Raw genomic sequence first — 22,051 nt, forward strand, 5'->3', positions numbered from 1 at the left:
AGGCCGCTGCCGTGAGGACGGGCCGCCGCGGTGAGTACGGTGACCATCTATGACGTCGCCACCCGGGCCGGGGTGAGCATCTCCACCGTCTCGCAGACGCTCAACCGGCCGGAGCGGGTCAAGGCCGCGACCCGCGAGCGGGTGCTGGACGCCATCGACGAGCTGGGCTTTGTCCCCAAGGCGACAGCGGTCAGCCATGCCCGCCGCGGCGTCGGCCGTATCGGCGTCTTCGCGCCGTTCACCTCCTACGACTCCTACCGGCGGCGGCTGATGGGGGTGCTGTCGGAATCCGACGGCACCGCGACGGACATCGTGATCTACGACCATGTCTCCGCGGCGGCCACCATGTCCCCGCTGCTGCGGACCCTCCCGGTGACCGGACGGCTGGACGGCCTGCTCATCATGGGGCTGCCGCTGGACGACGCACTGGCACAGCACCTGATCACCCGTCGGCTGCCGACGGTGCTGGTGGACAGCAGGCGCCCCGAGTTCAGCACCGTCGACGTGGACGACGAGGAGGGCGGCGCCATCATCGCCCGCCACCTCCTGTCGCGCGGCCACACCTCGTTCGCCTTCGTCCAGGAGCCGCAGCAGTCGTTCGCGTTCGTCTCCCAGGGCCAGCGGCGCAACACCGGCTTCCTCCGGGTCCTGGCCGAGGCCGGCCTCGGCCAGGACCGGGTGCACACCGTGCTGGTGCGCAACGACATCGCCGGCGGACACGAGGCGCTGAACCTGATCCTCGCTCAGAGCCCGCGACCGACCGCGGTGTTCGCCCACCATGACCTGTTGGCGGCGGGCCTGCTGCTGCAGTGCCGCCGCCGCGGCGTCGACGTGCCGGGGGAGTTGGCGATCGTCGGCTTCGACGACAACAGCATCGCCGAGGCGGCCGGACTGACCACCGTCCGCCAGCCGCTGGAGGAGTCCGGCGCCATCGGCGCGAGGCTACTCGCCCAGCTGATCGCCGGAACGTCCACCGCCGTCCAACGCATCACCCTCGGACTCGAGTTGGTGGTCCGGGACACCACCTGACGACAGGAGGCACCACGATGTCCGCCGAGCGCGTCCACGACGTGAGGATCGTGCGCGACGCACGCATCCCGGTCCCGTCCGAGGGCTCCCGCCACGGAGCCACCCTGTCCGCCGACCTGTACCTTCCGGTCACCGACCACCCGGTGCCGGCGCTGGTGTCGGTGACCCCCTACCGCAAGGACGCACTCGCCGGCATCGGCGCGGCCGGGTCGCTGCGCTGGTTCGCCGCCCACGGCTACGCCTGCCTGCTGGTCGACTTCCGCGGCACCGGCTCCTCGGACGGTCCGGCCCGGCCCCCGTTCGACCCCGCCGAGGCCGACGACGGCGTCGCCGCCGTCGAATGGGCCGCTCGACAGCCCTGGTGCACCGGCGCGGTCGGCATGTGGGGCCTGTCCTACGGCGCGGTGATCACGCTGCGCACCGCCGCCCGTCGTCCGGAACACCTGGGGGCGATCATCCCGCTGCTGGGCATGCCGGACCCGGAGCGGGACTTCATTCATCCGTCCGGCGCCGCCGGCTGCCTCGCCCCGCTCGGCGTGTGGGGTCTGGGCACCCTGCGCGACCAGCTCCTTCCCCCGCTGCACGCCCACCGGAGCAGCGCCGAGCAGCGGCGCTGGCGCGAGCGGGTGGAGCAGGCCGAACCGTATCTGCTCGATCTCTACCGGCACCGCCCGGGACACCGGGTGTGGCGCTCGCGCGTGGTCGACGCCGGCGCTGTCACCGTGCCCGCCTTCTGCGTCGCGGGGTGGCGGGACCTGTTCTGCGACGGATCGCTTCGCGCCTACGAGCAGCTCCAGGGACCGAGAAAACTGCTGGTCGGCCCCTGGATGCACACCATGCCGCAGGAGTCGCCGTTCGACCCGGTCGACTTCCACGCCCTGGCGCTGCGCTGGTGGGACCACTGGCTGGCCGGGATCGACAACGGGGTCGACCGGGAGCCCCCCGTCACCGTCCGGGTGCAGGGGCACCGGCCGCGGTGGCGCAGCTTCGACTCCTGGCCGCCGCCGGGGGAGCCGTTCTCCGTGGCCGCCTCGGCGGGACCGCTCGCAGCCCGGCTCGACCCGGCCGTCGGCTCGCTGAGCGGACTGTGGGCTATCCCCACCAGCGGCTTCGGCCTGCCGGGCGACCAGCACGAGGACGACATGGCCGGTCTGACGGTCACCGGTCCGCCGCTGGAGCGGTCGCTGCTGATCGTCGGCCGACCGGCGGCCGCCCTCGCGGCGGCGCAGGTCTGCGGATTCGGACGGCTGGTCGTCAAGCTGACCGACGTCGATCCGCGCGGGCGCTCGACCCTGATCACCGGTGGCGTGCTCGCCGACCCGTCCACGGCCCACCGGGTCGTGCTCGACCCCACCGCCTACCACCTCGCCGCCGGGCACCGGCTGCGCGTCGTGGTCTCCGACGGCGCCTTTCCGCGGCTCTGGCCCTGCGGATCCGAGTCGGCGCCGGAGGACCGGGTGCTCCGGCTCACCCGCCTGGACCTGGAACTCCCGGCGGTCGCCGGCGCCGAGGGCCGGCCGGCGATACTGCCGGTACCGGGCGGCGGGGACGGGGCAGAGCTCTGGATCGGGGACGACCCCCGATGGAGCGTCAGCCGCGACCCGATCCACCGTGCGACGACGGTCACCATGGGCGGCAGCCTGTCCGCCCGGACCCCGCAGCGGGAGCACCTCCTCGAGCTGGAAACGGAGCTCATGGCGACGGTCGAGGCCGCCGTGCCGGGCGCGGCCCGGATCCACGGCAGCTCGACCACGACCGTCCGCCTGGGCACCGGGGAGCGCATCGTCGTCCAGGTGGAACTGCGGCTCACCGAGGGCGCGGCTGTGGCCGCCGGCACGGTGCACATCGACGGCGTCGAGGTGCTGAACCGCCACTGGCACAGCGCAGACGAGGCCTCCCGCCGCGACCGGCCTGCTCCGGTGGGGGACTCCCCGGCGCGGGCGGCGGCTCAGTAGGGGCCGGCGATCTCGCCGGACCCGCGGGCCACCAGCCGGGTCGGCAGGACCACCGTGCGCGGGGGTGAGCTGTCGCCGTGGATCCGGGCGAAGAGCAGGTGCGCGGCGGTGCTGCCCATGGCCACCGGGTCCTGGGCGATCACCGTGACCGGCGGGTCCAGCTGGTCGGCGAGCACGAAGTCGTCAAAGCAGACCAGCGCGGTGGTGGCGGGCAGGGCGGCCCTGACGCCGAGTCCGACGATGCCGTTGCTGGCCAACACCGCCGTCGGCGGGTCCGGGCGGGCCAGCATCCCGGTCACCGCGGCGGCCGCGTCGGGGCCGAGCCGCAGGCCGTGCCGGACGATCGACGGATCGGCCGGGATCCCCGCGCCCGCCAGCGCGGTGAGGTAGCCGGCGTAGCGCTCCTCGATGGTCCAGATGTCCAGCCGGTCGCCCAGATAGGCGATCCGCCGGTGGCCGTGCGCGATCAGATGGGCGATCGCCTGGTTCGCCGAGCCGCGGTTGTCCACGACCACGGTGTCGGTCTTCAGCCCGGAGGCGGAGCGGTCCGCGCAGACCACCCGGGTGCCGGTGGCGACCGCGTTGCGCAGGAAGCGGTGGCTTCCGGCCACCGGGATCAGGATCAGTCCGTCGATCCGGCGCGAGGTGAACGCCGAGAGCACCTCGCGCTCGCGGACCGGGTCGTCCCGCGAGGAGCCGATCAGCACCACGCTGCCCTGCCGCCGGGCCACGTCCTCGACCGCGGAGGCCAGCGAGGCCATGAACGGGTCGGCGACATTGTCGAGCAGGATGCCGACGGTCTGGGTGAGCTGGCCCTTGCGCCGCAACTGCCGGGCCACGTCGTCGCGCTGGTAGCCCAGCGAGCGGATGGCGCGGTGCACCCGGGCGGCGGTCTCGGGCATCACCCCGCGCTCCCCGTTGACCACCCGGGAGACCGTCATGGTGCTGACACCGGCCTGCCGGGCGACGTCCTTCATCGTGGGCCGAACCGTCATGACCCGGCCCCCTCCGGCGAGATCGAACGGTAACGATACAACGCCTGCAAGGCTATTGACGTCGCATCAGACCGAGGTTGAGGATCGGAGCGCTGTTAACGATACCAAGCTGACAACGATGTCGACAGGAGTGGCAACGATGCCCGACCCCCTGCTCGCGGCACGCGGCGTGGTGAAGCGGTTCGGACATGTCCAGGCCCTGCAGGGCGCGGACTTCACCGCCTACGCGGGCGAGGTCGTCGCGCTCATCGGCGACAACGGGGCCGGGAAGTCGACGCTGGTGAACATCCTCTCCGGAGTGGTCCAGCCGGACGGCGGGGAGATCAGCGTCGAGGGGAGGCCGGTGAGCTTCACCGGCCCGATGGACGCCCAGCGGCACGGCGTCGAGACCGTCTACCAGGACCTCTCGCTGGCCCCGCACCTCGACGCCGCCGCCAACCTCTACCTGGGGCGGGAGATCCTGCGCGGCGGGTTCCTCCGCCCCTTCAAGGCGCTGGACCGGCCCGCGATGCGTCGCGCGGCCGTCCAGGCGTTCTCCGAACTCGGGGTGACCCTGCTGGACGTCGGCGCGCCGGTGGGCGAACTCTCGGGCGGGCAGCGGCAGTCGGTGGCCGTCGCCCGCGCGGTGGCCTTCGCCCGCAAGGTCATCTTCATGGACGAACCCACCGCCGCGCTGGGCGTGGTGCAGCGCGGCCGGGTGCTGGACACCGTCCGCCGGGTCCGTGACCGCGGCGTGGGCGTGGTGCTGATCAGCCACAACATGCCGGAGGTGCTGTCCGTCGCGGACCGGGTCGAGGTACTGCGGCTGGGCCGCAGGGTGGCCTCGTTCCGGGCGGCGGACAGCTCGATCGAGGAGCTGGTCGGCGCGATGACCGGATCGCTGGACCAGCCGGATGCGGGGAACAGCGGTAACGGCAGCGGGGGTGCGGAGAAGTGATTCAGCGTCAACTCCCCGAGTGGGCCCGCCGGGCGCTGCGCCGCAACGAGGCCTGGACCTTCGCCATCCTGGTGGTCCTGGTCGCCTACTTCTCCATCTCCGCCCCGGGGAAGTTCTTCACCGTCTACGACATCACCCAGATCGCCGTCAACGCCGCCATCTACCTGGTGCTCGGCGTCGGCATGACTTATGTGATCATCACGGCCGGCATCGACCTCTCCATCGGCTCGGTGCTGGTGCTGGCCGCGGTGGCGGCCGGCGAGTACACCATCCACCACGGTGCGGCGGGAGCCGGCTGGGGCACCGTCGCCGTCAGCATCGTGATCGCGCTCGCGGTGGGCGCCGCCTGGGGTGCGCTGCAGGGGGCCCTGGTGGCGACGGGCAGGATCCCGGCGCTGATCGTCACCCTCGGCGGCCTCGGCGCCGCCCTCGGCCTGGCCGAGATCGCCACCGGCGGCCAGGACCCGTCCGGCGCCGCCGCGGCGCACCTGCAGAACAGCCTCGGTTACGGGAAGGTGCTCGGCATCCCCTGGCTGGTGGTCCTCGCCGCCGTGGTCACCGTCGTCTTCGGGCTGCTGCTCGGCGGAACCCGGTTCGGCGTGCACACCTTCGCCATCGGCTCCAACCCGGCCGCCGCCCGCCGGGCCGGCATCCCGGTCGGCCGGCACCTGGTGAAGGTGTACGCGTTGATGGGGCTGCTGGCCGGGCTCGGCGCGGTGATGTGGCTCGCCTCCTACGGGACCACCTCCATCGCCGGGCACTCGACCGACAACCTCAAGGTCATCACCGCGGTGGTGCTGGGCGGCACCAGCCTCTTCGGCGGGCGCGGCTCGGTGCTGGGCACCGTCATCGGCGTGTTCATCCCCGCGGTGCTCAGCACCGGCCTGATCGTCGTCGGCGTCCAGCAGTACTGGCAGGACGTGGCGGTCGGCGCGGTGCTGGTCGGCGCGGTCTACCTGGACCAGATGCGCAAACAGACCCGCGAACGGATCTGAGCGGACCTGAGCAGACCTCAGCAGTCAACACCCCCTCGGCAGAAGGAGATCGGACGCGATGGGAACGACGGCACGAGACAACACAAGAGCCCTGCTGGCGCTGGGCGCCGCGGCCGCACTGGCCCTGACCCTGTCGAGCTGCAGCTCCGGCTCCGGCAGCTCGGGCGGCGGCTCCAAGAGCATCACCCTGATCACCGGGGTGAAGAGCGACCCGTTCTACATCACCATGACCTGCGCCGCCCAGGCCGAGGCCAAGGCCAAGGGCGTCGGCTTCACCGCCGACGGCTCCGCGCAGTGGGACGTCTCGGTGCAGCGCCCGCTGATCGACTCGGTGGCGGCGGCCAAGCCCGCCGGGCTGCTGGTGTCACCGGTCGACACCACGGCGCTGACCCCCTCGCTCAAGCAGATCCAGAACGCCGGGACGAAGGTCGCCCTGGTGGACACCTCGGTGACCGACCCCAGCATCGGCATCACCCGGATCTCCTCGGACAACGTCAAGGGCGGCCAGGTCGCGGCGGACGCGCTGGCCAAGCAGATGGGGGAGAAGGGCTCGGTGATCGTGATCAGCGTCAAGCCGGGCGTCTCCACCACCGACGACCGGATCAAGGGCTTCACCCAGGAGATGGCCAAGTACCCGGGCATCTCGGTGATCCCGACCCTCTACGACAACGACCTCCCGGCCACCGCCGCCTCGCAGATCCAGTCCACTCTCGCCGCCCACCCGGACCTCGGCGGGGTGTTCGCCGGCAACACCAACACCGCCCAGGGCATTGCCACCGGGCTCAAGCAGGCCGGCAAGCAGGGCACGGTGAAGGTGGTCGCCTTCGACGCCGAACCGGACGAGGTCACCGCGCTGAAGGCCAACACCATCCAGGTGCTCGTCGCCCAGGACCCGGCGGCCATCGGCACCCAGGCCGTCGACCAGCTCGTCGACTCCTTCAACGGCAAGCCGGTGACCGCCTCCATCGGCACCACCATGGTGGCGATCACCCAGCAGAACATGAACGACCCGGCCGTCAGCAAGTACTTCTACAAGGCTGCCTGCTGACCGGCGGAGACATAGTGCACCCGCTGTCCTGGGTGGTCGTCGTATGCTCCCTGCCATGACCACCCGGTACGGCACCCGTCCCACCATGAAGGACGTCGCGGCCAGGGCACGGGTCGGGCTGAAGACCGTCTCCCGGGTGGTCAACGACGAGCCCGGCGTCACCCCGGAGACCGCAGCCCGGGTCCGCAGCGCCATCACCGAGCTGGGCTTCCGCCGTAACGACAGCGCCCGGATGCTCCGCAAGGGCCGCACCGCCAGTGTGGGACTGCTGCTGGAGGACATCGGCGACCCCTTCTACTCCGTGCTCAGCCGGGCTGTGGAGGCGGTCGCCCGATCGCACGGGTCGCTGCTGTTCACCGGCTCCAGCTCGGAACACCCGCAACGCGAGCGGGAGTTGGCCCTGGCCTTCTGCGCCCGCCGGGTGGACGGCCTGGTGATCGTGCCGGCCGGGGACGACCACCGCTATCTGCTGCCGGAGCTGGAAGCCGGGACGGCAGCCGTCTTCGTGGACCGGCCGGCCGAGCGGATCGAGGCCGACGCCGTGCTCAGCGACAACGCCGGCGGCGCCCGGGAGGGCACCTGGCACCTGATCCGGCAGGGCCACCGCCGGATCGGCTTCCTCGGCGACCAGCCGCAGATCCACACGGCGGCCGAACGGCTGCGCGGCTACCGGGGGGCCATGGCCGCGGCCGGGCTGCCGCTGGACCCCGACCAGGTGGCGATGGGACCCACCGACCCGGCGACCGTCGCCGCCGCGCTGGACCGGCTGACCACGGGGCCACGGCCGGTCACCGCCCTGCTCACCGGCAACAACCGGATCACCCTCGAAGTACTGCGGCGGCTACCGCTCCTGACGTACCGTCCGGCCCTGGTCGGCTTCGACGACCTGGAACTGGCCGAACTGCTGGTCCCCGGTCTCACCGTGGTCGCCCAGGACCCTGCCGCTCTCGGTCAGACCGCCGCCGACCTGCTCTTCCGCCGCCTCGACGGCGACACAGGACCGCCCAGGACCGTCCGCCTCGCGACCCGGCTGATCCCGCGCGGCTCGGGGGAGACGGCCGCGCCCTGAAGAGCGTCCCTGAAGACGGTCCCTGAAGGGTGGTTCACCGGGGCGGCCAGTAACCTCCGGGCCGGCAGTGGGGTTGCACAATTCCGTGCAACGAATGCAATCCGCGTTGGCCGGTCGCGCACGGCTCCCGCTGTGGTTCTGCCTCCTCGCGGCGGCCTTCACCCTCATCCAGCTCTCCCAGGTCACCGCGAGGGCATCGCCCGACACCACGCAGTACGTGTCGTACAGCCTGATGCTGTCGGGTGACAGCCGTGAGCAGGCGGCGGCCGACACGATGAGGTTCTTCTGCGCGAGCCGCGAGGCCCAGGCGGCGGAGGCGGCACGGCTGGACGTCAGGGAGTTCGACGTGCCGCAGCACAACGGCCGGGTGTACGCGCAGTGCCTGGCGCAGCAGGAGGCCACCGTACGGGCCGTCGAGCGTCGTGGCGGTGTCAGCGGCTACATGTCGCTGTTCTCCACCCCCCGCATGTCGGCGATCTACGTCGGACGTCCGGGCTACGCCCTCTTTCTCATGCCCTACCTCGCCGCCTTCGGGATCGCCTGGGGGCTCTGGGCGGCCGCGGTGACGGTGACCGTGGCCGCCGCCGCCCTGGTGGTGGCGCTGCTGCGGACCATGGGCGCGACGGTTCCGGTCGCACTCGCGGGGGAGGTCCTGTACTTCCTGACGCCGATCGGCGGGCAGGCCATGCGTCCGCTCTCCGAGGGCCTGATGCTCGTCGGGGTGGCCGCGGTCGCGCTGGGCTGTGTGCGGGTGCTGCACGACGATGCGCGGTCGCTGCGCTGGGTGTGGTGCGCGCTCGCAGGGTTCGCGCTCACCGCCGTCACCAAGTACTCGCAGGCGTTGTTGCTGGCCGGCTGCCTGATGGCGGTGGCTCTGGCGCTCCTGCTCCGGCAACGGCTGCGTCGGGAACCGGCCCCGCGAGGAGTCCCGGTGCTGGTCCTGCTGGGGGCGGCGGTCGTTGTCGGGGTGCAGTTCGCGGTGCTGGCACTCCATCTGCCGTCGGGGCGGGAGAGCATGCAGGATCTGCTGACCTCGCACTTCACTGCTCCCGACGTCTCCTCGCCCTGGCACGGTCTGCTGCTGCTGGACCGCAACTTCTGGATCGACTGGATGCGGCGGCAGTTCACCGACCCGCTCACCACGATGCTGCTGCTCGCCGGGGTCTGGGGCGTGTGGCGCGGAGGGCGGGCCGTAGCGACGGTCCTGTTCACGGTGGCCGCTGCCGGGCTGCTCAACCAGGCGGGCCATCCTCTGGTCGGGGAAGGGCTGCGGTTGATGGTGCTCACCTGGTTCCTCCCCGTGGTCGGCCTGCCGCTGCTGTGGACGGACCGGAGGAAGCAGGAGTCCGGGCCCGACCACCTGATGTCCCGCCGGCGAGGGGCCCCGCGCCCGAGGGAGGTGCCTCAGCCCGGTTGACTCGCGGTCGGCGGGTCGAACGCCGCCCGTTGTCAGTGCCGGGTGGAAGACTTTCCGGCATGGACGAAGACAAGGCCAAGGCCGACCTGATCCGCAATCTCCAGACCGCCCGCGACGCCCTGCTGTGGAAGCTCGACGGGCTCTCCGAGTACGACGCCCGGCGCCCGATGACGCCGACCGGCACCAACCTCCTGGGGCTGGTCAAACATGTCGCCTGGCTGGAGCTGGGCTACTTCGGCGACACGTTCGACCGTCCTTTCGAGCTGCCGCCGCCCTGGTCCGCGGACGACGCGGAACCCAATGCCGACATGTGGGCCACCGCCGACGAGACGCGCGCGGAGATCGTCGGCCTCTACCACCAGGCGTGGAAGCATGCGGAGGCGACGTTCGCCGCGCTGCCGCTCGACGGTGTCGGCCAGGTGCCGTGGTGGCCCGCCGAGCGGAGCGAGGTGACGCTGCACCGGGCCCTGGTTCACATGATCGCCGAGACCGACCGGCACGTCGGTCATGCCGACATCGTCCGGGAACTCATCGACGGCTCGGCCGGCCTCCGGGAGGACAACGACAACCTGGCGCCGCACGGCGCCTCCTGGGAGGAGTACCGGAGCCGGCTGGAGCAGGAGGCCAGGAAAGCAGGGGGCTTGTCGTAACGGGATGGACACGGTTGGCGCGGATCGTGAAGAACTTGTGTTCGCATCGAAGCTCCGGCAACTACCTTGGGGCCCTTCATTGTTGGGACAACGGGGGTCTCGATGACAGTAAGCCCGGCGCTGAAGGTGCTGGTTCTGGACGACTGCCCCACAGCGGAGATCCTGCTCTGGGGTGACCTGGACGCGACCGCGGACGGTGTGCTGGCGGAGGTGGTGGCCGGGATCCTGATCGACCCGCAGGTTCTGCGGATCGAGGTGGACGTCGCCGGGTTGGCGTATGTCGACGCCTGCGGTGTGGCGGCCCTGTTCCGGGCCAAGCTGCGGGCGGCCAACTTCGGGGTCTGCCTGCGTCTGGTGCGGGTGCGTCCGCCGCTGCACCGGCTTCTGGACTGTGCGGAGGTGTGGCGCTCGCTCGCCGACCCCGAGTAGGGATGATACGGATCGCGCCATTTTCCCGGGTCGACTGTGCGTGGGGGCGGGGGGACCTCTGGGCCACAGGCGCGCCTGGTAAAGTCGTTGATCATTCATCAGAACGACGCTCCGGGAGCGAACATGGCGGATTCGACGGAGTGGATGAAAGCCGGTCTGGACGGGCCGCCGCCCAGGATCGACCTGCGCACGGACGTGGCGCACACGGCCCGGATGTACGACTACTTCATCGGCGGCAAGGACAACTTCCCCGCCGACCGCGAGGCGGGCGACAAGGTCATCCAGAACGCGCCGTTCGTGACTCACGCGGCCCGTGCCAACCGTCGCTTCCTGCACCGCGCCGTCCGCCAGCTGGCCGCCGAGCACGGGATCCGCCAGTTCCTGGACATCGGCACCGGGATACCGACCTCCCCCAACACGCATGAGATCGCCCAGGCGGTGGATCCGGCCGCGCGGGTGGTCTACGTCGACAACGACCCGATGGTGCTGGCCCATGCGCGCGCCCTGCTCACCAGCGCCAAGCCGGGCCGCACCGCCTACATCGACGCCGACCTGCGCGACCCCGCCGCCATCCTGTCCTCGCCGCAGCTCCTCCAAACCCTGGACCTGGACCAGCCGGTGGCGCTGATGCTGATCGCGATCATGCACTTCATCCCCGACGACCAGAACCCGTACGGCCTGGTCGACGAATTGCTGCAGGCCCTCCCTGCCGGGAGCTTCCTGGCGCTCTCGCAGGTCACCCATGACTACGCCCCCGACGAATGGGGCGCGGTCGAGGCGACCTACGCCGCAGCCGGAATCCGCACGAAGATCCGCAACCACGCCGAGGTCGCCAAGTTCTTCGACGGCCTGGAGGTACCCGCGCCCGGCGTCGACCTCATCTCCCGCTGGTGGCCGGAACCTGCCGACAGCCCGTTCGCCGCACTGACCGACGCGGAGATCTCCTCCTACGGCGCGGTCGGCCGCAAGCCCGGACCGGCCTGACGGCGTGGTCGGTCCGAAGCCCGAACGGGGCAGGTCCGCGCCGGGGACCACCGGCGCGGACCTGTGCCGCCGCCATCTCCCCTGAGGCGGCGGACGGAGCGCAACCCTCAGGGGGAGAGATCCGGCCTCACCCCGGGGTGCGCAGTCTGGTCAGCGATACGCGATTTGATGATTGCCGAGGCAGTGCCTACGAGGCGTCATGCTGCCATCTCCTACGTGACTCGACGCCGAAGTGCTGAGGGCGCGCGGCCGAGGTCCGGGGCAGCATCGTCAGCATAGGGGAGGCGCCGATCCCTGAACAGGGTTCCAGCCTTTTCTGCAAGGGCTGGGTGGGATGATCCGTCCATGCGACTGATCCTGCCGCTGCTGGAGGTCCGGCCGCGTTGGCGTCAAGCAAACGGCATGCCCTCGGCGTCACGCTATTGTCGGTGCGGTGATCAGTGAAAACTACCAGGCGCTGTACACGGCGATCGCCGGCTCCGCGGCCGGGCTCACCGGTCTGCTGTTCGTCGCCATGTCCGTTGCGCCGCGCAACGTCACGCCCGAGCATCCGGTGGTCATCCAGCAGGTGCGCGCCGCCGCTTCCCTCACGGCGTTCATCAATGCGCTCGCGGTCTCACTGTTCGGCCTGGTGCCCGGGAACCATGTCGGGTATCCGGCCATCGTGGTCGCCTGCGGCGGCATCTTCTTCACCGCTGCGGGTGTTCGGTCGATGATGTCCGAATCCCGGTCGCTGTGGCGGATACGGCGTCAGTTCGGGTTGGTCTTCCTGCTGCTGCTCACCTTCGGGTTCGAGCTCGTCAGCGGCATCGAACTGGTCCGGAATCCCGGGAGCGTCGCGGCCGCCGAGACCCTGGGCAACCTCCTGGTAGGACTGCTGATCATCGGTATCGCCCGGGCGTGGGAGCTCATCGGCGACCGGGACACCGGCATCATCGCCTCGATCGCGGTGCTCACGGGCCGTGAACGCAGCCCAGCCGTCCCGCCCGTCCCGCCCGTCCCGAAGGGCTCGCCCGAAGCCCCGGAGTGATCCGGGCGGATCAGGTCACGCGCGGCCGCAGCTCGCGGCGGACCACCAGGCGGAGGCCGGTCCAGGTCGCGTCGATGGCGCACACCTTGTTGTCGACCAGGCCGGTCGGCAGCGCGAGCTCCCGCACCACGTCCTCGGTGACCTCGGTGGGCACCTTCGAGCTGCGCTTGGGCCAGGCGATCCAGAGGCCGGCGGCCGGTGTCATCAGCGGACGTGCCGAGCTGACGGCGTCGGCCACCTCGGCACGGAGCAGGGTGAAGGCGACGACGACGTCGAAGGGTTCGGTCCCGTGGAGGCCGGTGGACAGGCTCACACCGCCGGGCAGCGGGTCGAGGAGCGCGTCGAAGCCGACGGGGGCGGCGAGCAGGGCGACCCTGGTCTCCGGCTTGATGCCGAGCTTGCGGGTCAACGGAGTCGCGGGGTTTTCGGGCACCCGCCAACGATCGTCCAGCGGTATCCGTCGTGCAAGTCCGGCGCGCTCGCCAGGGACGGTCGCGGGATGCTATGCCAGGGGCTATGCCGATGCCCGTTGCGATCTCCGTCGAGGACCTGGCCGCCGGAGCGGCCCACGCCCCGCTGCTGGCCGGGGGCGGCGCCGTGGTGGACCCGTTCGTGCTCGTCGACCTCGACGGCGGCAACGGAGCAGCGCTCGCTCGGGCCGTCGAGCGGGCGCAGGACTGTGATCGGCTGCTGGTCGGCATCACCGCGGGGCCGCCGTCGTCCACGCCGGGTCCGCTGGTCGAGGCGCTGGACCTGACCCTGGCCACCCGTGACGACGGTGACGCGCGGGTGGTCGCCGTCGACGATCCCCGGGCCGAGGCGGGTGCGCTGTACACCAACGTCCTCGCTCATCCGCAGGCCGCCCTGGTGCTGGGCCGACTGCTCAGGGTCGGCCCGCGGCTGACCGTGGGCGAGGCCCTGGACGCCGAGTCGCTGGCCTACTCCACCCTGCTGGGCGGCCAGGAGTTCGCCCGCTGGCTGGCGGCGCGGGGGGACAGGCCGGCCCCGCCCCCGGCGCCCGCCGAGGCCGTACTGGTGCGGCGGGACGCGGACACCCTGCGGCTCACCCTGAACCGGCCCGAGCGGCGCAACGCCCACGGCCGCGAACTGCGCGACGCGCTGGTCGACGCGCTCGCGATCGCGGAGGCGGACCCCACGGTGGCCGCGGTCGTCCTGGACGGCAACGGTCCCTGCTTCTGCTCCGGCGGCGACCTCGCCGAGTTCGGGACGGCCCCGGACCTGGCCACGGCGCACCTGGTGCGGACCCGGGCCGGCGCGGCCGCCCCGCTGCACCGGCTCCGCGACCGGATCACCGTGCGGCTGCACGGCAGCTGTGTCGGCGCCGGCATCGAACTGCCGGCCTTCGCCGCCCGGATCGTCGCGGACCCGGGGACCTGGTTCCTCCTGCCCGAGCTGGGCATGGGCCTGATCCCGGGGGCCGGCGGCACGGTGAGCATCCCCCGCCGGATCGGCCGCTGGCGCACCCTCCACCTGGTGCTGTCCGGCACCCCGATCGGGGCGGAGCGGGCGCTGGACTGGGGGCTGGTCGACGGCGTGGAGCGGGTCGAGCCGGCCGAGCGCGTCGATCAGCGGCTCGGCTGAGGCGTGGATCACCAGGACGGACTGTGGCGGACGGGGCCGAGAAGCGGAAACCTGGTGGGCAGCACCCCGATGCCCCGCCAGTCCACTGACGTACTGTCACCGCACCTCGGAGGAATCACAGATGACCGGACCCCAGCACCATGCCAGGGACACCGCCGCGCTCGCGCTGCGGGCCACGCTCGGACCGATGCTCTTCGTCCACGGCTGGAACAAGGTCTCCGGGCCCGGCGGCCTGAAGGGCACCACGGGGTGGTTCGAGGCGCTCGGGCTCAGGCCCGCCGCGGTGCACGCCCGGATGGCGGCCGGGACCGAGATGGCGGCCGGGGCCGCGCTCACGGTGGGCCTGGCCAATCCGCTGCCCGCCGCGGCGGCCGTCGGGCTGATGGCGGTGGCGGCCCGGACCGACCACCGGGGCAAGGGCTTCTTCGTCTTCAAGGGCGGTTGGGAGTACACCGGAGTGGTCGCCGGGGCCGCGGTGGCGCTGGCCGCCCTGGGCCACGGCCGCTACTCGGTCGACGGTCTGCTGAAGCGGCGCAGCGAGGGGCTGGTGCCGGCCCTGCTGGCCGCCGGACTCGGCGGTGCCGCTGCTGCCGGGCTGCTGGCGCTGTGCTACCGGCCGGAGGCCGAGGACTCCAAGACCGCGAAGCCAGAGCCGGAAGACCTACAGCCGGAAGACCTCAAGCCCGCCGAGGCGGATGCGGAGTGACGGGCACCGCCCGCAACGCCGACGCGACCCGTTGGGTCGAGCTGGCCGAGGTCGACAACGTCAGGGATCTCGGCGGCCTGCCGGTGCAGGGCGGCGGCTCCACCCGCCGCGGCGTGCTGTTCCGGGCGAGCACCCTGCAGGAAGCGACGCCCGCCGACGTCGAGGTGCTGCTCGACCGGCTCGGGCTGCGTACCGTCGTCGATCTGCGCGGTCCGCGCGAGTCGGAGCGTGAGGGCCACGGGCTGCTGGAGGCGACCGCAGTACGCCGGGTCAACCTGCCGGTCCGGCAGGCCAAGGGGGTGCCCGCCGACGCGGTGCCGGACGTCAGCGGCAGCCGGCTGACCGACTTCTACCTGGCCATGCTCGCCGGCAGCGGCCCCTCCCTGCTGGCCGCCGCCCGGATCGTCGCCGACCCGGAGCAGCACGCCGTGCTGTTCCACTGCGCCGTGGGCAAGGACCGCACCGGGCTGCTCGCGGCGGTGCTGCTGGACGCGGTCGGGGTGCCCGCCGCGGCGATCGCCGACGACTACGCGCTCAGCGGCTCCCGGACCGCCCGCATCGGCGAGCGGCTGGCGCGACTGCCCTCGTACCGCCGGCTCCCGTCCGTGGAGCACGGACTGATGTCCGCCGACCCCGAGGTGATGCACCGGTTCCTGGAGATCCTGCGGGACGGGTCAGGGGGCGGTGCGGGCTGGCTGCTCCGCCAGGGGCTGGCCGAGGCGGAGCTGCGCGCCCTGCGGACGGCGCTGGTCGAGGGGTAGGCCGCCCGGGCCCCGGGGTCAGCCCCGCTTGACGGCCACTCCGCCGTACATGGCGATGTCCTGGTCGCGGATCTGCGGGGCGTCCTGTTCCGGCCGCCAGTGGTGGACCAGGGTGACCCCGGGGTCGAGCAGGTCGTAGCCGTCGAAGAAGGCCAGCGACTCCGCCCGGTCCCGGATCTGCAGCGGGATGCCGCGGGCGTTGTACTCGCGGCCGACGCCGCCGACGCCCACCGGGTCGGTGTCGCCGGTGAAGACGGTCAGCGCCAGGAAGCTGCCCGGGGCCAGCTCGTCCATGATCCGCCGCACGATGCCCTGCGGGTCGTCCTCGTCCAGGATGAAGTGCACGATCGCGATCAGGGACAGGGCCACCGGCTGCTTCAGGTCCAGCACCTCGCGCAGCCGCGGGGCTCCGATGATCGAGTCGACGTCGCGCAGGTCGGCGTCGATGTAGCAGGTGCTGCCCTCGGTGGTGCTCGACATCAGGGCCCGCGCGTGGGTCAGCACGATCGGGTCGTTGTCGACGTAGGCGATCCGCGACTCGGGGGCTATGCCCTGGGCTATCTCGTGCACATTGGGCGAGGTGGGGATGCCGGTGCCGATGTCCAGGAACTGGCGGACGCCGTGCTCCTCGGCCAGATGCCTGATCACCCGCTGCATGAAGGTGCGGGTGGTGCGCATCGAGATCGGCAGGGCCGGCCAGGCCTGCACCGATGCCTCGGCAGCGACCCGGTCGGCCTCGAAGTTGGTCTTCCCGCCGATGAGGTAGTCGTAGACCCGGGCCGAGTGCGGGACGTCCATGCGCAGGTCGACGCCGGGCGAGCTGTCGTCCTGCGGCTTCTGCTCCACCGGGTCCATGCCTGACATCAATTCGCCTCTTCCGTCTGCCTGCTGGGAACCGTTACCAACTCCGGTGGTAGCAAGTCGTGCTGTGCATGGTAACGGTGGAACCTGATCGATGGTGGTCGGTTTCACGGTCCGGAGGTGAGGGCTTTCTTACGAGTCGTCATGTACAGATAGTTTTCAAACCGTTGACCTGTCCGAGATCAAGGCGTAAACAATGGGGGAGTCACCCAGCTGCCCGACATGCCCATGTCGGCAATCGGCGCAACACCCCACGGAGGCCTGGTTGTTGGGCGCTTTCTGAGTATTGCGATTGTTAGCGCTAACAAGATTCCGCCGCCGCCGGACCGGCTGGGCGTGTTCGTGATGCCTCCGATCAGCGGGTTTTGCATGCCGTGACAGTTCCTGACGTCGTGTTAGCGCTAACACGACGGTCCTTCACGCTCTGGATGAGAGGTTCGCAGTGATTCTCCGGCACCTGAGAAAGGCACTCCTGGCCGCGGGCACGACCGTCGCGCTCGTCGTCGCCCTCCTGATCGGCACGGCCGGGACGTCGCAGGCCGCCACGTCCCTCCCCTGTGACATCTACGCCGCCGCGGGTACGCCCTGCGTCGCCGCGCACAGCACCGTGCGCGCGCTCTTCGCCGCCTACAGCGGCTCGCTCTACCAGGTCAAGCGGGCCTCCGACGCCACCACCACCGACATCGGCACGCTCGCGGCCGGCGGCTACGCCAACGCCGCCGCCCAGGACACCTTCTGCGCCGGCACCACCTGCGTCATCACCGAGATCTACGACCAGACCTCCGAGCACAACAACCTCACCATCCAGGGTCCCGGCGGCAACGGCGGCCAGGACGTCGGCGCCGTCGCCAACGCGCTGCCGGTGACGGCCGGCGGACACTCGGTCTACGGCGTCTATGTGTCTCCCGGGGTCGGCTACCGCAACAACAGCACCACCGGCGTCCCCACCGGCAGCACCGCCCAGGGCGCCTACATGGTCGCCTCCGGCACCCACGTCAACAGCGGCTGCTGCTTCGACTACGGCAACGCCGAGACCTCCGGCACCGACACCGGCAACGGCCACATGGACGCGATCAACTTCGGCACCGAGTGCTGGTTCTCGCCCTGCACGGGCTCCGGCCCCTGGGTGCAGGCGGACCTGGAGAACGGCCTGTTCGCCGGCGGCAACGGCTCCAACGCCAGCAACCTGGGCAACTCCAGCGCCTTCGTCACCGCGCTGCTGAAGAACAACGGCACCAGCACCTACGCCATCAAGGGCGGCAACTCCCAGTCCGGCTCGCTCACCACCTGGTACAACGGCTCGCTGCCCACCACCGGCGGGTACATCCCCATGCACCAGGAGGGCGCGATCATCCTGGGCACCGGCGGCGACAACAGCAACTCCTCGGCCGGCTCCTTCTTCGAGGGCGTGATGACCTCCGGCTACCCGACCGACGCCGCCGACAACGCCGTCCAGGCCAACATCGTCTCGGTCGGCTACACCACCCCGGCGTCCGCCGGCGGCGCGGTGCACGCGGTCGGCGCGAGCAAGTGCCTGGACGTGCCGGGCTCCAGCACCACCGCCGGAGTCCAGCTGCAGATCTACACCTGCAGCGGCGGAACCAACCAGGCCTGGACGCACACCTCCGCCGGCCAGCTGACCGTCTACAGCGGCAGCTCGCCCCTCTGCCTGGACGCCGCCGGCGCGAAGACCACGGCCGGCACCAAGGTGGAGACCTGGACCTGCAACGGCGGGACCAACCAGCTGTGGACGCTGAACTCCAACGGCACCATCACCGGCGTCCAGTCGGGCCTGTGCCTCGACGTGACCGGGGCGAGCACCAGCAACGGCGCCCTGGTGGAGCTGTGGACCTGCAACGGCGGCAGCAACCAGCGGTGGACGCTCGGGTAGCCACTGTGGCCGAATAATCGTCCACCTGATCCAAGATTTCGGGAATAGGTGGAGGAAGTCCTCCGGTTGACCCAGATGACAAGGCTGTCGTCCGGTTGTGCCATCGCGCAGCCGGACGCGCCGGGCCGGCACTGGAGGCGAATCGATGAGCATCATGACGCACGGCACCCACCGTCCGCGTGCGCTGCCGTCCGGCGCCTGGATCCGTGTGGTGGCGGGGGCCGTCGCCCTGCTGGGGGACGCGGCCGCGACCGTCCTGATCACCAACCACCGCCTGCCGGTCGCCGTCGCCAGCGTCTCGCTCGCGGTGCTGGCCTGGTACGCCCTGCAGCGGCTCACCGAGCGACGCTCCCAGCCCCGGAGGCCCGGCGCCTCGACCGAGGGGTGAGCGGGATGAACCCCACCGCGATCGTCGACGCCGCGGGCTTCTGGTCGTACGGCGTCGTCTTCCTGCTGACAGCCGCGGAGACCAGCGCGTTCTTCGGCATCTTCATGCCCGGGGAGTCGTTGGTGCTGGTCTCCGGCGCGCTGGCCGCCAAGGGCGCTCTCGACCCGTTGGCGCTGGCCGCCGTGGTGGTGACTGCCGCCGTCATCGGTGACAGCATCGGGTACCTGCTGGGCCGCTGGTTCGAGCGGCGCCCCGGCGCCGACGGGATGCGTCGGCGGACCGTGCGGGCCCGTGACTTCCTGCAGCGGCGTGGTGGCCCGGCCGTCTTCGCCGGACGCTTCATCGGCTTCGTCCGCTCCTTCGTGCCCTTCGCCGCCGGCGGCGCCGGGATGCCGTACCGCCGCTTCCTCGGCTACAGCGCGTCGGCCGCCGTGATCTGGGGTGTGGGCTCCGTCGCCGGCGGCTACTACCTGGGGCCCTCGGTCGAGCAGCTGGTGCGCACGGTGGGCGTCGTCGGCGCGGCCGTCTTCGCCGGCGTGATGCTGACCGCCCTCCTCGTCGTCCCGGCCGTGCGTCGGCGCACCGGCCTCCGCAGCTCCGCGGTCGGCGCCGGTGCGGACCTCATGTTCTCCGGGGACGGCCTCGGCTCCGCCCTGCCCGCCCCCAGGCCGGCCGCACAGCACCCGACCGCCGCTCCCGTACCGTCCCGGTGCGCGCAGGCCCGGCGGTCGCATCTGCGCCGGGCGACCCAGGTGCGGCTGCCGCTGCACCGCCGGGTCAGGCAGGTTCCTGCACCGACTCCCCAGCGAGCGGTGCGGAGCAAGGCGGGTTCGGACCGCTGAACCCGGGCGGCAGGCCCGGCGGCGTTCGTCAGTCCGGCGGCGCCGTGGAGCCGCGGATGACCAGCCGGGCGGGCAGCACCACCGTCCGGGCCACGGCCTGCGGCTGAGTCAGCAGTTCCACCAGCAGCTGGGCGGCCTGCATGCCCATCTCGTGGTGCGGGACCCGCACGGTGGTGAGCGGCGGCCGGAAGCGGTCGGCGAAGGGCATGTCGTTGAAGCCCACCACGGACACGTCCCGGGGGCAGGAGCGGCCCTGGGCGGCGAGCTCGGCCAGTGCCCCCAGGGCGATCAGATCGTTTCCGGCCACGATGGCCGTCGTCTCCGGGTACGCGTCCAGCAACTGCCGGGCCGCCGCGCGGCCGGCCGGCTCGGTGTATCCGGTGCACTCCACCACGGCTCCCCGGGACGGGCCCGCCTCCTGCTGGAAGGCCCGCAGCCGGACCGCGCCGGTGGAGACGGACTGCGGCCCGGCCAGATGGGCGAGGCGGGTGTGGCCGAGCCGGCGCAGGTGGGCCACGGCCTGGGCCATGCCGTCGGCGTCGTCGCTGACCACCGCGGGGGTGCCGGGGAGGTCCACGGTGCGGTTGACCGTCACCAGGGCGGTGCCGAGTTCCGCGGCCTCGGCCAGCAGCGGGTGCTCCCGGCGGGCGGTGGCGACGATGAAGCCGTCCACCCGGCGGCTGGCCAGCTCGGCGAACTGGGCCCGCTCGCGGGCCTCGTCGTTGTCGGTGTTCACCAGCAGCGCCGTGTAGCCGTGAGTGTCCAGCCGGTCCTGGATGCCGCGCACGATCGGCGGGAACAGCGGGTTCATCAGATCCGGGACCAGCACCCCGACCGCGGTGGACCGGCTGGTGCGCAGTCCGCGCGCCAGCGTGTTGGGCACATAGCCGAGGCGGCGGGCGGCGACCGCGATCCTGCGCGCGGTCTCGAACTTGACCTGGTTCCTGGTCTCCGGATTCAGGGCGCGGGAGGCCGTCGCCTTGTGCACGCCGGCAGCGCGTGCCACGTCATCGAGGGTGGGGCGTCGGCCGGCCATGGCGTCACCGTAGGCGTGGCCGGGAACCGCCGCAATCCTTTGCACTACGGATGCCCCAACGATATTGACACTCCATCAGGCGAGCGGGAGACTCCACCGCAATCGTTCGCAGTGTTCTGGCCGCGTTAGGAAGGACGGCGGACCATGAGCAATCCCAGCACAGGCACAAGCGGAGGCGTCGGCAGAGGCAGACGCGGCGTCCGGACCACCGCCGCGGCGGTGGCGGCGGCGGGGCTGGCACTGGCGGGTTGCAGCAGCAGTTCGGCGGCCAAGCCCGCCGCATCCTCCAGCGTCCAAGGACCGCTGACCATCGGCATATCGTTGTCGCTCACCGGTGACTTCTCCGACTCCGGCAAGGCCGCGCAGCGCGGCTACAAGCTCTGGGCCCAGACGGTGAACGCGGCCGGCGGGGTGCTGGGCCGCCATGTGGTCCTGGACATCGTCGACGACACCTCCAGCCCCACCCAGGTGGTGACGAACTATCAGAACCTGATCACCAAGAACCATGTGGACCTGGTCTTCGGTCCCTTCTCCAGCCTGCTGACCGTCCCCGCCTCGCAGGTCGCCAAGCGCTACGGGTACGCGTTCCTGGAACCTGCGGGCGGCGGCCCGGCGGTGTTCAGCCAGGCGCTGCACAACCTGTTCTTCGTGCAGCCGGCGCCGGTCGTCCAGCAGGGCGACGTCTTCGCCGACTACATCCTGTCGCTGCCGGCGTCCGAGCGTCCGACCACCGCCGCCTACCCGGCCCTGGACGACCCCTTCGCCTCGCCGATCGCCGCCGAGGTGCGCACCCGGCTGGAGGCGGCCGGGATCCGCACGGTCTACCAGCAGATCTACCCCGCCGAGGCGACCGACCTGACCTCGGTGGTCAGCGCCATGTCAGCGAAGAAGCCGGACCTGGTGGTCGCCGGAACCCAGTCGGCCGACGCCTACGCCCTGGTCAAGGCCATGGTGCAGCTCAAGTGGGCGCCCAAGATGCTCTACCTGTCCAACGGCGCCAACGACCCGCTGAACTTCCCCACCAACGTCGGCGCCGGCCACGTCAACGGGATCTTCTCCTCGGGCGACTGGTTCCCCACCGCCACCACCAGCGGGAACGCCGCCTTCGTGGCCGCGTACACCGCGACCTTCGGCGGCACGGGCACCAGCATCGACAGCACCTCCGCCGAGGCGTACTCCTGCGGCCAACTGGTCCAGGAGGTCGCCGCCAAGACCGGCAAGGTCGACAACGCCACGCTCATCAGCACGCTCCACTCGGGCAGTTGGCCCACCCTGGAGGGCGATCTCAGCTGGAACTCCGCCGGCGCGGCGAACTCCTCGTACGTGCTGGTCCAGTGGATCGGCGGAAAGCTGCTCCCGGTCTTCCCGGCCAACCGGGCGCAGTCCACGCCGGTGCTGGGCAAACTGCCCTGGGGCGGGTGATCGC

22 protein-coding genes are annotated in these 22,051 nt (G+C 71.6%); 18 read left to right on the top strand and 4 right to left on the bottom strand.

Annotated elements, in window-relative coordinates; translation table 11 throughout:
- The first annotated feature begins 39 nt into the window (after positions 1-39).
- A complete protein-coding gene (locus tag ABH941_RS26110) occupies positions 40-1,029 on the top strand; it encodes a LacI family DNA-binding transcriptional regulator (RefSeq protein WP_370131942.1) in 990 nt (329 codons plus the stop codon).
- A 17-nt stretch (positions 1,030-1,046) separates the two neighbouring features.
- The gene (locus ABH941_RS26115) at positions 1,047-2,984 is read left to right on the top strand and encodes a CocE/NonD family hydrolase (protein ID WP_370131943.1); all 1,938 of its coding nucleotides are present in this window, start codon (positions 1,047-1,049) and stop codon (positions 2,982-2,984) included.
- Here the strand turns inward: ABH941_RS26115 and ABH941_RS26120 are convergent.
- Positions 2,978-3,979: a LacI family DNA-binding transcriptional regulator gene (locus tag ABH941_RS26120; RefSeq protein WP_370131944.1), complete on the bottom strand. Its 1,002-nt coding sequence runs from the start codon at positions 3,977-3,979 to the stop codon at positions 2,978-2,980. The two genes, ABH941_RS26115 and ABH941_RS26120, sit on opposite strands and share 7 nt — an antisense overlap.
- Positions 3,980-4,118: 139 nt before the next feature.
- On the opposite strand from ABH941_RS26120, the gene ABH941_RS26125 reads away from it, so the two are divergent.
- From ABH941_RS26125 to ABH941_RS26165, 9 genes are all read left to right on the top strand, one after another.
- Complete coding sequence (locus tag ABH941_RS26125; RefSeq protein ID WP_370131945.1) at positions 4,119-4,916, top strand: ATP-binding cassette domain-containing protein; 798 nt, start codon at positions 4,119-4,121, stop codon at positions 4,914-4,916.
- Positions 4,913-5,911: an ABC transporter permease gene (locus ABH941_RS26130; RefSeq protein WP_370131946.1), complete on the top strand. Its 999-nt coding sequence runs from the start codon at positions 4,913-4,915 to the stop codon at positions 5,909-5,911. The genes ABH941_RS26125 and ABH941_RS26130 overlap by 4 nt, the downstream gene beginning before the upstream one ends.
- A gap of 58 nt (positions 5,912-5,969) precedes the next feature.
- Entirely contained in the window at positions 5,970-6,959 is a 990-nt protein-coding gene (locus ABH941_RS26135; protein ID WP_370131947.1) for an ABC transporter substrate-binding protein, read from the top strand.
- A 55-nt stretch (positions 6,960-7,014) separates the two neighbouring features.
- Entirely contained in the window at positions 7,015-8,028 is a 1,014-nt protein-coding gene (locus tag ABH941_RS26140) for a LacI family DNA-binding transcriptional regulator (protein WP_370131948.1), read from the top strand.
- Between the two features lie 94 nt (positions 8,029-8,122).
- Positions 8,123-9,445: a hypothetical protein gene (locus tag ABH941_RS26145; protein ID WP_370131949.1), complete on the top strand. Its 1,323-nt coding sequence runs from the start codon at positions 8,123-8,125 to the stop codon at positions 9,443-9,445.
- A gap of 59 nt (positions 9,446-9,504) precedes the next feature.
- Positions 9,505-10,095 (top strand): DinB family protein, encoded by a 591-nt coding sequence (locus tag ABH941_RS26150; protein ID WP_370131950.1) that lies wholly within the window; start codon positions 9,505-9,507, stop codon positions 10,093-10,095.
- A gap of 102 nt (positions 10,096-10,197) precedes the next feature.
- Entirely contained in the window at positions 10,198-10,524 is a 327-nt protein-coding gene (locus tag ABH941_RS26155) for an STAS domain-containing protein (protein ID WP_370131951.1), read from the top strand.
- A gap of 123 nt (positions 10,525-10,647) precedes the next feature.
- Entirely contained in the window at positions 10,648-11,508 is an 861-nt protein-coding gene (locus tag ABH941_RS26160; protein WP_370131952.1) for an SAM-dependent methyltransferase, read from the top strand.
- A 433-nt stretch (positions 11,509-11,941) separates the two neighbouring features.
- Positions 11,942-12,538, top strand: a complete 597-nt coding sequence (locus ABH941_RS26165) for a hypothetical protein (protein WP_370131953.1) — start codon at positions 11,942-11,944, stop codon at positions 12,536-12,538.
- Between the two features lie 10 nt (positions 12,539-12,548).
- Here ABH941_RS26165 and ABH941_RS26170 read toward each other — a convergent pair whose 3' ends face one another.
- Positions 12,549-12,971, bottom strand: coding sequence for a DUF3052 domain-containing protein (locus tag ABH941_RS26170; RefSeq protein WP_370131954.1), 423 nt, complete (start codon positions 12,969-12,971; stop codon positions 12,549-12,551).
- An 83-nt stretch (positions 12,972-13,054) separates the two neighbouring features.
- Here ABH941_RS26170 and ABH941_RS26175 point away from each other — a divergent pair, with 83 nt between their 5' ends.
- The 3 genes from ABH941_RS26175 to ABH941_RS26185 all read left to right on the top strand — a co-directional run bounded on the left by ABH941_RS26175 (position 13,055) and on the right by ABH941_RS26185 (position 15,607).
- A complete protein-coding gene (locus tag ABH941_RS26175) occupies positions 13,055-14,140 on the top strand; it encodes an enoyl-CoA hydratase/isomerase family protein (protein ID WP_370131955.1) in 1,086 nt (361 codons plus the stop codon).
- A gap of 121 nt (positions 14,141-14,261) precedes the next feature.
- Entirely contained in the window at positions 14,262-14,846 is a 585-nt protein-coding gene (locus ABH941_RS26180) for a DoxX family protein (protein ID WP_370131956.1), read from the top strand.
- The gene (locus tag ABH941_RS26185; protein WP_370131957.1) at positions 14,843-15,607 is read left to right on the top strand and encodes a tyrosine-protein phosphatase; all 765 of its coding nucleotides are present in this window, start codon (positions 14,843-14,845) and stop codon (positions 15,605-15,607) included. The genes ABH941_RS26180 and ABH941_RS26185 overlap by 4 nt, the downstream gene beginning before the upstream one ends.
- An 18-nt stretch (positions 15,608-15,625) precedes the next feature.
- On the opposite strand, the gene ABH941_RS26190 is transcribed toward ABH941_RS26185, so the two are convergent.
- The gene (locus ABH941_RS26190; protein WP_370131958.1) at positions 15,626-16,471 is read right to left on the bottom strand and encodes an SAM-dependent methyltransferase; all 846 of its coding nucleotides are present in this window, start codon (positions 16,469-16,471) and stop codon (positions 15,626-15,628) included.
- A 439-nt stretch (positions 16,472-16,910) separates the two neighbouring features.
- On the opposite strand from ABH941_RS26190, the gene ABH941_RS26195 reads away from it, so the two are divergent.
- The 3 genes from ABH941_RS26195 (at position 16,911) to ABH941_RS26205 (ending at position 19,589) form a co-directional block, all read left to right on the top strand.
- A complete protein-coding gene (locus ABH941_RS26195; protein ID WP_370131959.1) occupies positions 16,911-18,359 on the top strand; it encodes an arabinofuranosidase catalytic domain-containing protein in 1,449 nt (482 codons plus the stop codon).
- Positions 18,360-18,504: 145 nt separating this feature from the next.
- Positions 18,505-18,747, top strand: coding sequence for a hypothetical protein (locus ABH941_RS26200; protein WP_370131960.1), 243 nt, complete (start codon positions 18,505-18,507; stop codon positions 18,745-18,747).
- Between the two features lie 5 nt (positions 18,748-18,752).
- Positions 18,753-19,589, top strand: a complete 837-nt coding sequence (locus ABH941_RS26205; protein ID WP_370131961.1) for a DedA family protein — start codon at positions 18,753-18,755, stop codon at positions 19,587-19,589.
- Between the two features lie 28 nt (positions 19,590-19,617).
- Here the strand turns inward: ABH941_RS26205 and ABH941_RS26210 are convergent, their stop codons facing one another.
- Positions 19,618-20,625, bottom strand: coding sequence for a LacI family DNA-binding transcriptional regulator (locus ABH941_RS26210; protein WP_134008623.1), 1,008 nt, complete (start codon positions 20,623-20,625; stop codon positions 19,618-19,620).
- Between the two features lie 144 nt (positions 20,626-20,769).
- Between ABH941_RS26210 and ABH941_RS26215 the strand changes: the two genes are divergently transcribed.
- Positions 20,770-22,047: an amino acid ABC transporter substrate-binding protein gene (locus ABH941_RS26215; RefSeq protein WP_370131962.1), complete on the top strand. Its 1,278-nt coding sequence runs from the start codon at positions 20,770-20,772 to the stop codon at positions 22,045-22,047.
- Positions 22,048-22,051: the final 4 nt, after the last annotated feature.

The organism is Streptacidiphilus sp. EB103A, assembly GCF_041261405.1.
Lineage (GTDB): Bacteria > Actinomycetota > Actinomycetes > Streptomycetales > Streptomycetaceae > Streptacidiphilus.